General features: G+C 68.6%; 9 protein-coding genes and 1 pseudogene. 3 read left to right on the top strand and 7 right to left on the bottom strand.

Annotation, left to right across the window (positions count from 1 at the left end; all coding sequences use genetic code 11):
• The 3 genes and pseudogenes from A5711_RS19645 to A5711_RS19635 all read left to right on the top strand — a co-directional run.
• A pseudogene (locus tag A5711_RS19645) lies at positions 1–491 on the top strand (magnesium chelatase); the annotation flags it as partial.
• Positions 484–2,463: a VWA domain-containing protein gene (locus tag A5711_RS19640; protein WP_067949449.1), complete on the top strand. Its 1,980-nt coding sequence runs from the start codon at positions 484–486 to the stop codon at positions 2,461–2,463. The pseudogene A5711_RS19645 and the gene A5711_RS19640, both read left to right, overlap by 8 nt.
• Positions 2,464–2,522: 59 nt before the next feature.
• Entirely contained in the window at positions 2,523–3,371 is an 849-nt protein-coding gene (locus tag A5711_RS19635) for an aldo/keto reductase (protein ID WP_067949446.1), read from the top strand.
• Positions 3,372–3,374: 3 nt separating this feature from the next.
• Here the strand turns inward: A5711_RS19635 and A5711_RS19630 are convergent, their stop codons facing one another.
• The 7 genes from A5711_RS19630 to A5711_RS19600 form a co-directional block, all read right to left on the bottom strand.
• Complete coding sequence (locus A5711_RS19630; protein ID WP_067949444.1) at positions 3,375–3,977, bottom strand: DUF1707 domain-containing protein; 603 nt, start codon at positions 3,975–3,977, stop codon at positions 3,375–3,377.
• A 106-nt stretch (positions 3,978–4,083) separates the two neighbouring features.
• Positions 4,084–4,863 carry an enoyl-CoA hydratase family protein gene (locus A5711_RS19625; RefSeq protein ID WP_067949442.1) on the bottom strand — a complete coding sequence of 260 codons (780 nt, stop codon included), beginning with the start codon at positions 4,861–4,863 and terminating at the stop codon, positions 4,084–4,086.
• Complete coding sequence (locus A5711_RS19620) at positions 4,863–6,029, bottom strand: acyl-CoA dehydrogenase family protein (protein WP_067949440.1); 1,167 nt, start codon at positions 6,027–6,029, stop codon at positions 4,863–4,865. The genes A5711_RS19625 and A5711_RS19620 overlap by 1 nt, the downstream gene beginning before the upstream one ends.
• Positions 6,030–8,006, bottom strand: a complete 1,977-nt coding sequence (locus A5711_RS19615; protein ID WP_067949438.1) for a biotin carboxylase N-terminal domain-containing protein — start codon at positions 8,004–8,006, stop codon at positions 6,030–6,032.
• A gap of 5 nt (positions 8,007–8,011) precedes the next feature.
• Positions 8,012–9,607 carry an acyl-CoA carboxylase subunit beta gene (locus A5711_RS19610; protein WP_067949436.1) on the bottom strand — a complete coding sequence of 532 codons (1,596 nt, stop codon included), beginning with the start codon at positions 9,605–9,607 and terminating at the stop codon, positions 8,012–8,014.
• Complete coding sequence (locus tag A5711_RS19605; RefSeq protein WP_067949434.1) at positions 9,604–10,752, bottom strand: acyl-CoA dehydrogenase family protein; 1,149 nt, start codon at positions 10,750–10,752, stop codon at positions 9,604–9,606. Before A5711_RS19605 ends, A5711_RS19610 begins: the two co-directional genes overlap by 4 nt.
• A complete protein-coding gene (locus tag A5711_RS19600; protein WP_067949432.1) occupies positions 10,749–12,425 on the bottom strand; it encodes an acyclic terpene utilization AtuA family protein in 1,677 nt (558 codons plus the stop codon). The genes A5711_RS19605 and A5711_RS19600 overlap by 4 nt, the downstream gene beginning before the upstream one ends.
• Positions 12,426–12,496: the final 71 nt, after the last annotated feature.

Here is a 12,496-nt window from a genome sequence, read left to right as displayed (position 1 = left end):
GCTCCGGGGTGTCGGCGCGGTTCGCGATCGCCGCGGCCGAAACCGTGGCGGCAGCCGCCCGGCACCGCGGCGCGGTGCTTGGCGAGACCGATCCGGTGGCCCGCGTGGTCGACCTCGGCACCGTGATCGACGTCCTGCGCGGCAAGCTGGAATTCGAGTCCGGTGAGGAAGGCCGCGAACAGGCCGTGCTCGAACACCTGCTGCGCCGCGCGACGGCCGACACCGCGTCGCGGGTGCTCGGCGGCATCGACGTCGGGTCGTTGGTGTCGGCGGTCGAGGGCGGCTCGGCGGTCACGACGGGTGAGCGGGTGTCGGCCAAGGACGTGCTGGCCGCGGTTCCCGCCCTGCCGGTGGTGGAGAAGATCGCGGCCAAGGTCAACGCCCAGTCGGAGGGCGAGCGCGCAGCAGCGCTCGAGCTCGCGCTGGAGGCCCTGTACCTGGCCAAGCGAATCGACAAGGTGTCCGGGGAGGGCCAAACCGTCTATGGCTAGAGGCCATTCGTCGCGATACTCGGCGTATACCGGCGGGCCAGACCCGCTGGCCCCGCCGGTGGATCTGCGCGAGGCCCTCGAGCAGATCGGGCAGGACGTCATGGCGGGCACGTCGCCGCGCCGCGCGCTTTCCGAGTTGCTGCGCCGCGGCACCAAGAACATGCCCGGCGCCGACCGGTTGGCGGCCGAGGCGAACCGGCGCCGCCGGGAGTTGTTGCGCCGCAACAATTTGGACGGCACGCTGCAGGACATCAAGAAGCTACTCGACGAGGCGGTGCTCGCCGAACGCAAAGAACTGGCCCGCGCACTCGACGACGACGCCCGCTTCGGTGAACTACAGCTCGACGCCCTCCCGGCGTCGCCGGCCAAGGCCGTTCAGGAGTTGTCCGACTACAACTGGCGCAGCAACGAGGCCCGCGATAAGTACGACCAGATCAAGGATCTCCTCGGCCGCGAGATGTTGGATCAGCGGTTCGCAGGCATGAAGGAGGCACTCCAGGGCGCCACCGATGAGGACCGCCAGCGCGTCAACGACATGCTGAACGACCTCAACGAGCTGCTGGACAAGCATGCCCGCGGCGAGGACAGCCAGCAGGACTTCCAAGACTTCATGGACTCCCACGGCGAGTTCTTCCCGGAGAACCCGCGCAATGTCGACGAGCTGTTGGACTCCCTGGCCAAGCGCGCCGCCGCCGCCCAACGTTTCCGCAACAGCCTGAGCCCGGACCAGCGGGCCGAGTTGGATGCCTTGGCGCAGCAGGCATTCGGGTCGCCTTCACTGATGCAGGCGCTGAACCGGCTGGACGCGCATCTGCAGGCCGCCCGGCCGGGAGAGGACTGGACCGGGTCCGAACAGTTCTCCGGCGACAACCCGTTCGGGATGGGCGAGGGCACCCAGGCGCTGGCCGACGTCGCCGAACTCGAGCAGCTGGCCGAGCAGCTCTCGCAAAGCTATCCGGGCGCCACCATGGACGACGTCGATCTGGACGCGCTGGCACGCCAACTCGGCGACCAGGCCGCCGTCGACGCCCGCACGCTCGCCGAATTAGAGCGCGCACTGGTCAACCAAGGATTCCTGGACCGGGGTTCCGACGGACAGTGGCGGCTGTCCCCGAAGGCGATGCGCAGGCTCGGCGAGACGGCGCTACGCGATGTGGCGCAACAACTTTCCGGCCGGCGCGGCGAGCGGGACCATCGTCGCGCGGGCGCGGCAGGCGAACTGACCGGCGCCACCCGGCCCTGGCAGTTCGGCGACACCGAGCCGTGGAACATTTCCCGCACGCTGACCAATGCCGTACTGCGGCAGGCGGGAACGGCCACGGCCGACGGCGGCGTCGGACAGCTGAAGATCACCGTCGACGACGTCGAGGTCTCCGAAACCGAGACGCGCACGCAGGCCGCGGTGGCGCTGCTGGTCGACACCTCGTTTTCCATGGTGATGGAGAACCGTTGGCTGCCGATGAAGCAGACGGCGCTGGCCCTCAACCATCTCGTGTGCACCCGGTTTCGTTCGGATGCCTTGCAGATCATCGCATTTGGCCGCTACGCCCGGACGGTGACCGCCGCCGAGCTAACCGGTCTGGAGGGTGTCTACGAGCAGGGCACCAACCTGCATCACGCGCTGGCGCTGGCGGGCCGCCACCTACGGCGGCATCCCAACGCGCAGCCCGTCGTCCTGGTGGTGACCGATGGTGAGCCCACCGCACACCTGGAGGACTTCGACGGCGACGGCACCACAGTGTTTTTCGATTACCCGCCACATCCGCGCACCATCGCCCACACCGTGCGCGGGTTCGACGAAATGGCCCGCCTCGGCGCGCAGATCACCATCTTCCGGCTGGGCAGCGATCCCGGCCTGGCCCGGTTCATCGACCAGGTGGCCCGGCGGGTCGAGGGGCGTGTCGTGGTGCCCGATCTCGACGGCCTGGGCGCGGCCGTGGTCGGCGACTACCTTCGGTCCCGCCGCCGCTAGCGCGTCGTCGGGATAGGCGCTCACTCGACCGGGTACACGAACCGAGAAGGAGGAGATGCATGAGCAAGGTTCCAACGATCGAACTCAATGACGGTGTCGGCATTCCGCAGCTTGGCTTCGGCGTGTTCCAGATCAAGCCCGACGAGACCGCGGCGGCGGTCAAGACGGCGCTCGAGATCGGCTACCGGCACATCGACACCGCCGAGATGTACGGCAACGAAAAGGAAGTCGGGCAAGGCATCCGCGACGCCGGTCTCGACCGCGCCGACGTGTTCGTCACCAGCAAGCTCAACAACGGCTTTCACAAACCCGACGACGCGCGCCGCGCCTTCGACCGAACGCTGAAGGCGCTGGACTCCGACTACGTCGACCTGTTTCTCATTCACTGGCCGCTGCCCACCCTGTATGACGGCGACTTCGTCTCGACCTGGAAGGTCTTCGAAGAGTTCGCCCGCGACGGGCGCGCACGCAGCATCGGCGTCTCGAATTTCAAGGTCGCACACCTGGAGCGGCTCGCCGACGAAAGCGACACCGTGCCGTCGGTCAACCAGATCGAGCTTCACCCGTACTTCGGGAACACAGAGGTCCGCGCGTATGGGCGCGAGCATGGCATCGCCACCGAGGCGTGGGCGCCGATCGCGCAGGGCAAGGTGCTCGGCGATCCGGTGATCAACCGCATCGCCGAGGCGCGGGGCAAGTCGGCCGCGCAGGTGGTGCTGCGCTGGCACATTCAGCGCGGCGACATCGTGTTCCCCAAGTCGGTGACCCCGGAACGCGTCAAGGAGAACTTCCAGCTCTTCGACTTCGAGTTGGACGACTCCGACATGGACGCGATCTCAGCCCTGGACAAGGGTGAAGCGGGTAGGAACGGGCCCGACCCCGATAAGTTCGACTACGTGCCCGGCTGAGCGCTAGCCGCGAGGCCTGCGGGCCTTGCGAATGATGCCGACGGCACCCCACAGCGAGAAGCCGCGAATGTTCACCTTCGGTGCGCCCGGGGTGCCCTGGCCGAGGACGCTGCGGTCGAAGTTGCCCATGACGCCGCGGCCGTGAATCTCGACGTTGACTTCCGGCGGCAGCAAAATCTTCGTCGCGCCCATGATCGACATCGCGTGGATGTCGACCTCGGTCGAGGTGAAGTCGGCATAGCGCAGATCCACCACACCGTTCCCCCACAAGGCGAAGGTGGTCAGCTTCTTCGGCACGTTCCACCGGCCCCGCCGCTCGAAGCCGCTCAACAGGGCCAGCAGCAGAGTGGACGGCGCCGGGTTGGGCTTGCCTCCGCGGCGGGGGTTGATCGGCGAACCCGGCAGATCGGCGCGGAGCTGGTCCAGTTCTTCGTACGTGGTCGCCGCGTAGGCCCTGGTCAGCCGGTCTTCGTAGTCCTTCATCTGCAGCCGGCCCTGCTCGGCCGCGTACGCCAGCAACTGCGCGAGTTGGATGCGATCAGTGTCGGCCGCGCGCGACGATTCGTCGCGCGTGTCGTTCGCATCGCGTTGCGCAGAGTTGCTCATCACCCACGAGCCTACGACGTCCGGATTTTGCCGCAAGAGGATTGGTCAAACTGCAACCTTGGTCAGCGCCGGACGGTTCGGCCGGCGGCGTTTGTTTGACACCTGGCTAACTCGTCCAGCTCGGGGCGCGCTTCTGCAGAAACGCCATCATGCCCTCGCGGGCTTCGTCGGAGACGAAGAGTCGGGCCGATTCCTCCGCGAGCCGCTCGGCGTCGCGGTCGAACCCTTCCAGCACCGCCGCCGTGGTCAGCGCCTTGGAGGCCGCCAGCCCCTGGGGCGAACCGCGACCTACATCGGCCAGCAGCTTCGCCACCGCGGCGTCGACGTCCTCGGCCGCCATGGTGATCAGCCCGATGTCTGCCGCCACGCCGGCGTCGAATGTCTCGCCGGTCAGGTAGTAGCGCGCTGCCGCCCGCGGCGACAGCTTCGGCAGCAGCGTCAGCGAGATGATCGCCGGGGCGACGCCGATCCGGGCCTCGGTCAAGGCGAAGGTGCTGCGCGGGCCGGCGACGGCGATGTCGCAGGCACCGACCAAGCCGAACCCGCCCGCGCGGACATGCCCGTCGATGGCGCCGATCACCGGCAGCGGCGAGGAGACGATGTCCCGCAACACCGCCGTCAATTCGCGGGCGCGGGCGACGGCCATGTCGAAGGGGTCGCCGCCACTGGCCTCACTGAGATCCGCGCCGGCGCAGAAGGTGTTGCCCGTATGCCCGAGCACCACCGCGCGCACGGCCGGCTCGGCCGCGGCGTCGCGCAGCCCCCGATGCAGCTGCTCGACGAGAGCGGTCGAGAGCGCGTTGCGGTTGTGGGGCGAATTCAGCGTCAGCCGCGCGAACGGGCCGCCGGTATCGGCGGGCCCCGCGTATTCGACCAGCGTTTCCATCAGTAGCTTCGGGGCAGGCCCAGCGACGTCTGCGCCACGAAGTTGAGCACCATTTCCCGGCTCACCGGGGCGATCCGCCCGAGCCTGGCCGAGGCGAGCATGGCGGCGACACCGTACTCCTTGGTCAACCCGTTGCCGCCCATCGACTGCACCGCCTGGTCGACCGAACGGGTAGCCGCCTCGGCCGCAGCGTATTTGGCCATGTTGGCCGCCTCGGCGGCGCCCGCATCATCGCCACTGTCGTACAGGGTGGCCGCCTTCTGCATCATCAGCTTGGCCAGCTGCACCTCGATGTGGCACTGCGCCAACGGGTGCGAGAGTCCTTGGTGTGCACCGATCGGCGTGCCCCACACCTGGCGGGTCTTGACGTAGTCGGCGGCCCGATCGAGCGCGAACCGTCCCATCCCGACCGAGCTGGCGGCACCCATGATGCGCTCGGGATTCAACCCCGCGAAGAGCTGCGCGATCGCCGCGTCCTCGGAACCGACCAGCGCGTCGGCCGGCAGCCGGACGTCGTCGAGGAAGACCTGGAACTGCCGCTCCGGGCTGATCAGCTCCATTTCGATTGGCGTGTAAGAGAATCCGGGGGCATCGGTGGGCACCACAAACAGCGCCGGCCGCAGTTTGCCGGTCTTGGCCTCCTCGGTGCGGCCCACGACCAGGACGGCCTGCGCCTGGTCGATACCGGAGATGTAGACCTTCTGGCCCTTGAGGATCCAGTCGCTGCCATCGCGCCGGGCGGTGGTGGTGATCTTGTGCGAGTTGGAGCCGGCGTCCGGCTCGGTGATGGCGAAGGCCATGGTCAGGGTTCCGTCGGCGATGCCGGGAATCCAGCGCTTCTTCTGCTCGTCGGTGCCGAACTTGCTGATGATGGTGCCGTTGATGGCGGGCGAGACGACCATGAGCAGCAACGCGCTGCCCGCCGCCGCCATTTCCTCCATCACCAGTGACAGCTCATACATACCGGCACCGCCGCCGCCGTACTCCTCGGGCAGGTTCACCCCGAGGAAGCCGAGCTTGCCCGCCTCCGACCACAATTCGTCGGTGTGCTCGTGCGCGCGCGCCTTCTTGAGGTAGTACTCGCTGCCGTAGTTGGCGGCCCACGCGGCCACCGACTTGCGCAGTGCCTGCCGTTCCTCGCTCTCGATGAAGCTGGTGTCGGTCATCTACGAATCTCCTTCTGCTTGGGGCGCTTCCACGCGTGCGAGGATTGTGCCGACTTCCACTTGCTGACCGGTATCGACGCTGAGTTCGGCGAGCACCCCGTCGGAGGGTGCGGTGATGGTGTGTTCCATCTTCATCGCCTCCAGCCAGATCAGTGGCTGCCCGGCGGTTACGGTGTCGCCGACCGCGGCGGCGATGCGGATGACGTTGCCGGGCATGGGCGCTACCAGGGAACCCTTTTCGAGGGTCGAACCCGGTTCCGGGAACCGTGGCAGCGCCACCAGGTGAACGGGGCCGCGCGCCGAGTCGACGTAGACGTCGTCACCGTATCGCGCGACCGCGAAGGTGTGCTCCACCCCGTCGTCGGCAAGGGTAACCCGATCGGCCATGGCGGAAACCAGCCGCACCGCCGCGTCATTTGGCAGCGTTAATCCTGTTCTGGTGAAACGATATTCGACATTATGCTCGGTGTCACTGTCATCGCGATAGGTCTTGACCTGATACCCCGACGCCAGGTTTCGCCAGCCGCTGGGGACGGCGCCGAGGACGGGTGCGACAGCGCGGTTATGGGCGGCCTCGGCCAGCGCGGCGGCGATCGCGGACAGCCGGACGACCCCGGGGTCGGCCAGGGGCGCCGACAACTTGTCCAGGCCGTGCGTGTCGAAAAACGCCGTGTCGGTGGCACCCTCGAGAAATGCGGGGTGCCGCAGCACGTTGACCAGCAGCTCACGGTTGGTGCGCACGCCATGCAGGCCGGCGCGGGCCAGCGCGTCGGCGAGCACCAGCGCCGCCTGCCGGCGGGTCGGGGCGTAGGAGATGACCTTGGCCAGCATCGGGTCGTAGTGGATCGACACCGTGAAACCGTCCAGGACGCCGGAGTCGAGGCGAATTCCGGTCCGGTGGCCCAGTGAGGCGAACTCGGTCCGAACCGCGGGCACGTCGATCGTGTGCATCACGCCGGCCTGGGGTTGCCAGCCGCGCGCCGGGTCCTCGGCGTAGAGCCTGGCCTCGATCGAATGCCCATGGGCGGCGGGGGGTTCGGCATCGAGCCGGCCGCCCTCGGCGATCATGAGCTGCAGTTCGACCAGGTCGAGCCCGGTGGTCTCCTCGGTCACCGGATGCTCGACCTGCAGCCGGGTGTTCATCTCCAGGAAATAGAACTCTCCGTCGTCATCGGCGAGGAACTCCACCGTCCCGGCGCCGGTGTAGCCGATCGCGCCGGCCGCCAGCCGCGCCGCCTCGAACAGCTTGTCCCGCATCCCCGGGATGCGCTCGACCAACGGCGAGGGGGCCTCCTCGATGACCTTCTGATGCCGGCGCTGAATCGAGCATTCCCGTTCCCCGACGGCCCAGACTGTGCCGTGGGTGTCGGCCATCACCTGCACCTCGATGTGATGCCCGGTGGGCAGGTAGCGCTCGCAGAACACGGTCGGGTCGCCGAACGCCGACTGCGCCTCACGCCGGGCCGCCTCGACTTCGCCGGTGAGAGAAGATAATTCGCGGACCACCCGCATCCCGCGGCCGCCGCCGCCGGCGGACGCCTTGACCAGGACGGGCAGCTGCGCCTCGGTGACCGTGTCGGGGTCGAGTTCGTCGAGCACAGGAACCCCGGCGGCGGCCATCAGTTTCTTGGCCTCGATCTTGGAACCCATCGCCCGTACCGCATCCACCGGCGGCCCGACCCAGGTCAGGCCGGCCCCCTGCACGGCAGCCGCGAAATCGGCGTTCTCGGAGAGGAACCCGTAGCCGGGATGCACCGCGTCGGCACCCGCCGCGCGGGCCGCGGCGATGATCGCCTCGGCGTTCAGATAGTCGTTGGTTTTGGGCAATCGCACCCGCGCGTCGGCCTCGGCCACGTGCGGCGCGGCGGCGTCCGGACCGGTGTAGACGGCGACGGTGGCCAGGCCCAGCCGCCGGCAGGTGGCGAACACCCGCCGGGCGATCTCGCCTCGGTTGGCGACCAGCACTCGAGTGACCATGGGGCTCACATCCGGAAGACGCCGAAGTTCGACGTCCCCTCGATCGGGCCATTTGCAATGGCGGACAAACACATTCCCAACACCGTGCGGGTATCGCGCGGGTCGATCACCCCGTCGTCGTACAGCATTCCGGACAACACCAGCGGCAGCGACTCGGCCTCGATCTGCCCTTCGACGGCCGCGCGCATCGCGGCGTCGGCGTCCTCATCGACCTGCTGGCCGCGGGCCTCGGCGGCGGCGCGGGCCACGATCGACAAGACCCCCGCAAGCTGGGCACCACCCATCACCGCGGATTTGGCGCTGGGCCACGCGAACAGGAACCTCGGGTCGTAGGCCCGGCCGCACATGCCGTAATGGCCGGCGCCGTAAGAGGCGCCGATCAGCAGCGAGATGTGCGGGACGGTCGAGTTGGAGACGGCGTTGATCATCATCGATCCGTGCTTGATCATCCCGCCCTCTTCGTAGTCCTTGCCCACCATGTAGCCGGTGGTGTTGTGCAGGAACAACAGTGGCGTGTTCGAGCGGTTGGCCAGCTGAATGAATTGGGTGGCCTTTTGCGACTCCTCGCTGAACAGCACGCCGCGCGCGTTGGCCAGGATGCCCAGCGGATAGCCGTGCAGCCGGGCCCACCCGGTGACCAGCGACGAGCCGTACATGGCCTTGAATTCGTCGAATTCCGAGCCATCCACGATGCGGGCGATCACCTCGCGCGGGTCGAACGGGACACGCAGGTCCGCGGGAACGATGCCGATGAGCTCCTCGGCGTCGAACAGCGGCTCGGTCACGGGCGCGGGGGCCGGACCCTGCTTGACCCAGTTCAGCCGGGCCACGATGCGGCGGCCGATGCGGATCGCGTCGAGCTCGTCGGCGGCGAAGTAGTCGGCCAAACCCGAGACTCGGGCGTGCATTTCGGCGCCGCCCAGCGACTCGTCATCGGATTCTTCACCGGTGGCCATCTTCACCAGCGGGGGACCGGCGAGGAACACCTTCGAACGTTCCTTGATCATCACCACGTGATCGGACATGCCCGGAATGTAGGCGCCGCCGGCGGTGGAGTTGCCGAAAACCAAGGCAATGGTGGGGATTCCGGCCGCCGACAGGCGGGTCAGGTCGCGGAACATCTGCCCGCCGGGAATGAAGATCTCTTTCTGGGTGGGCAGGTCCGCCCCGCCGGACTCCACCAGCGAGATGACGGGCAGTCGGTTCTCGAATGCGATCTGGTTGGCCCGCAGGATCTTTTTCAGGGTCCACGGGTTGCTGGTGCCGCCCTTGACCGTCGGGTCGTTGGCGACGATCAGGCATTCCACACCCGACACCACGCCTATCCCGGTGACCGTGCTGGCGCCTACGGCGAACGCGCTGCCCCACGCCGCGAGCGGGCTGAGCTCCAGGAACGGCGAGTCCGGGTCGACGAGCAGCTCGATGCGTTCCCGCGCGGTCAGCTTGCCGCGGGCGTGGTGGCGCTCGACGTACTTGGGGCCGCCGCCCGCAAGCGCTTTGGCGAGCTCGGCGTCGATCTCCTCGAGCCTGGAGGTCGCCGTGGACGCCGCGTCGGCGTAGGCGGGGGAATTGGGATCGAGCGTGGACTGCAGAGTGGTCACGATTGATACCCCAGGGTCTTCGCTGCCAACGAGGTCAGGATTTCGGTCGTCCCGCCGCCGATGCCCAGGATCCGCATGTCCCGGTACTGGCGTTCGACTTCGGATTCGGCCATGTAGCCCATGCCGCCGAACAGCTGGACGGCTTGATTGGCCACCCATTCGCCGGCCTCGACGGCGGTGTTCTTGGCGAAACACACCTCGGCGATCAGGTTGGTCTCGCCGGCCAGCTGACGTTCGACCACGTGGTGAGAGTAGACCCGGGCGACGTCGATGCGTCGGGCCATCTCGGCCAGCGTGTTCTGCACCGATTGCCGCGAGATCAGCGGGCGGCCGAAGGTCTCCCGGTCGCGGCACCATTGCACCGTCAGATCCAGGCAGCGCTGGGCGCTCGAATAGGCCTGTGCCGCAAGGCCGATGCGCTCGGCGACGAACGCCTGCGCGATCTGCAGGAAGCCGCTGTTCTCGGCACCGACCAGATTGGCCGTGGGCACCCGTGCGTCGACGAAGGACAGCTCGGCGGTGTCCGAGGACCGCCACCCCATCTTGGCCAGCTTGCGGCTCACCTCGAAACCCGGTGTGCCTTTCTCGATCACGAGCAACGAGACACCGGCCGCGCCGGCGCCGCCGGTGCGCACCGCGGTGACGACATAGTCGGCGCGGACGCCCGAGGTGATGTAGGTCTTGGCGCCGTTGACCACGTAATGGTCCCCGTCGCGCACCGCCGACGTGCGGAGGTGCCCGACGTCGGAGCCGCCGCCAGGCTCGGTGATGGCGAGAGCCCCGATCTTGTCGCCCGCCAAGGTCGGCCGCACGAACTCCTCGATCAGTCGCCGATCGCCGGAGGCGATCATGTGCGGCACCGCGATGCCGCAGGTGAACAGCGAGGCGAAGACCCCACCCGGGGCGCCGGCCTGATGCACCTCTTCGCAGATGATCACCGCGTCCGCGCCGTCACCGCCGCCGCCGCCGACCGCCTCGGGGAAGCCCGCGCCCAGCAGACCGGCCGCCCCGGCGCGCCGGTGCAAGTCGCGCGGCAACTCACCGATGCGCTCCCACTCGTCGGCATGGGGCAGGATCTCGCGTTCGGTGAAGGAGCGCACGGACTTTCGCAACTGTTCGCGCTCCGGCGTCGTCCACAGATTCATAGCAGCCTTTCGGGGATGTCGACATGCCGGCCGCGCAACCACTCACCCAGCCCTTTGGCCTGCGGATCGAAACGGGCCTGATACGCAACGCCCTGGCCCAGAATGCCGTCGATGACGAAGTTGACCGCGCGCAGGTTCGGCAGCAGGTGGCGGGTGACCTCGAACTCCGCCGCCTCGGGCAGCAGCCCCTTGAGCAGCTCGACGGTCAGCGTGTTGGCCAGCCAGCGCCACTGTTCGTCGGTGCGCACCCAGACCCCGACGTTTGCCGAGCCGCCCTTGTCGCCGCTGCGCGCCCCGGCGATGCGGCCCAGCGCCACTCGCCGCGTCGGACCGTCCGGCAACGGCTCGGGCAACGGCGGATCCTCGGCGGGCGCCAGAACCAGAGTCTCGGTGGCGCAAGGGATGTCGACCCGCGCGCCGTCGGCGTGCACCGCGACGTGCGGCACCTCATTGGCGTCGACGTAGCCGGCGGTGAACACGCCGTAGACCTGGCCGTCGCCGGGCGGGGCGGTCACGTGAAAACCGGGATAGCTGGCGAGCGCCAATTCGACGGCGGCCGAGGAGAACTGGCGCCCGACATTCGCGGGATCGGGGTCGCGGACCACGCAGTGCAGCAGCGCGCTGGCGGCTTCCTCGGTGTCGGCATCGGTGTGGTCGGTGCGGGCGAGCGACCACTGCAGCTCCGCGGGCTTGACGGTCAGCGCGGCTTCGAGCTGCCGGCGCACCAGTTCGGCCTTGGCCTCGATGTCCAGGCCGGTCAGCACGAACGTCATGGAGTTTCGGAATCCGCCGATGCTGTTCAGCGACACCTTGTAGGTGGGCGGCGGCGGTTCGCCGAGCACGCCGCTGATGCGCACCCGGTCGGGGCCTTGCGCGGACAGCTCGACGGTGTCCATCCGGGCGGTGACGTCGGGGTTGGCGTAGCGCGCGCCGGTGATCTCGTAGAGCAACTGCGCGGTTACGGTGTCGACGCTGACCAGCCCGCCGGTGCCCGGGTGCTTGGTGATCACCGACGAGCCGTCGGCGTGGACCTCGGCCAGCGGGAAGCCGGCGCGGGTCAGGTCGGGCACCTCCGTGAAGAAGGAATAGTTACCGCCGGTGGCCTGCACGCCGCACTCGATGACGTGGCCGGCGACCACGGCGCCTGCGAGCCGGTCGTAGTCGGTGCGGCCCCAGCCGAAGTGCGCGGCCGCGGCCCCGACGATCACCGAGGCGTCGGTCACCCGTCCGGTGACGACCACGTCGGCGCCGTCGCCCAGGCAGTCGACGATGCCCCAGGCGCCCAGGTAGGCGTTCGCGGTCAGGGGTGTGCCCAGCCCGAGGTCCGCCGCGCGCGCCAGCAAGTCGTCGCCTTCCACGTGCGCGACCCGGGCCGGGATTCCGAGGCGCTCGGCCAGGGCTCGTAGCGCGTCCGCCAGACCGGCCGGGTTGAGGCCGCCGGCGTTGGCGACGATGCGGACACCCCGGTCGCGGGCCTCGCCCAGGCAGTCCTCGAGTTGGGTCAGGAATGTCTTCGCGTAGCCACGCTCGGGATGCTTCATGCGGTCGCGGCCCAGGATCAGCATGGTCAGTTCGGCCAGGTAGTCGCCGGTGAGGTAGTCCACGTCACCGCCGGTGAGCATCTCGCGCATCGCCGACAGCCGGTCGCCGTAGAACCCGGAGCAGTTCGCGATCCGGGCGCGTCAACGACCGTGGCGGCAATCTCGGCGCGGAGAGCGGTCGGCCGTCCTTGACGTGACACCGG

The organism is Mycobacterium sp. E2238 (assembly GCF_001672665.1).
GTDB lineage: Bacteria > Actinomycetota > Actinomycetes > Mycobacteriales > Mycobacteriaceae > Mycobacterium.
Note: the sequence above shows the minus strand (reverse complement) of the source record. Positions and strands in the feature narration are given on the sequence as shown.

What these genes read in the sequence shown, in the direction of transcription:
- A5711_RS19625 (WP_067949442.1), bottom strand. Translation starts at nt 4,863, where the DNA reads ATGGAAACGCTGGTCGAATACGCGGGGCCCGCCGATACCGGCGGCCCG.
- A5711_RS19605 (WP_067949434.1), bottom strand. Translation starts at nt 10,752, where the DNA reads ATGAATCTGTGGACGACGCCGGAGCGCGAACAGTTGCGAAAGTCCGTG.
- A5711_RS19640 (WP_067949449.1), top strand. Translation starts at nt 484, where the DNA reads ATGGCTAGAGGCCATTCGTCGCGATACTCGGCGTATACCGGCGGGCCA.
- A5711_RS19635 (WP_067949446.1), top strand. Translation starts at nt 2,523, where the DNA reads ATGAGCAAGGTTCCAACGATCGAACTCAATGACGGTGTCGGCATTCCG.
- A5711_RS19630 (WP_067949444.1), bottom strand. Translation starts at nt 3,977, where the DNA reads ATGAGCAACTCTGCGCAACGCGATGCGAACGACACGCGCGACGAATCG.
- A5711_RS19615 (WP_067949438.1), bottom strand. Translation starts at nt 8,006, where the DNA reads ATGGTCACTCGAGTGCTGGTCGCCAACCGAGGCGAGATCGCCCGGCGG.
- A5711_RS19620 (WP_067949440.1), bottom strand. Translation starts at nt 6,029, where the DNA reads ATGACCGACACCAGCTTCATCGAGAGCGAGGAACGGCAGGCACTGCGC.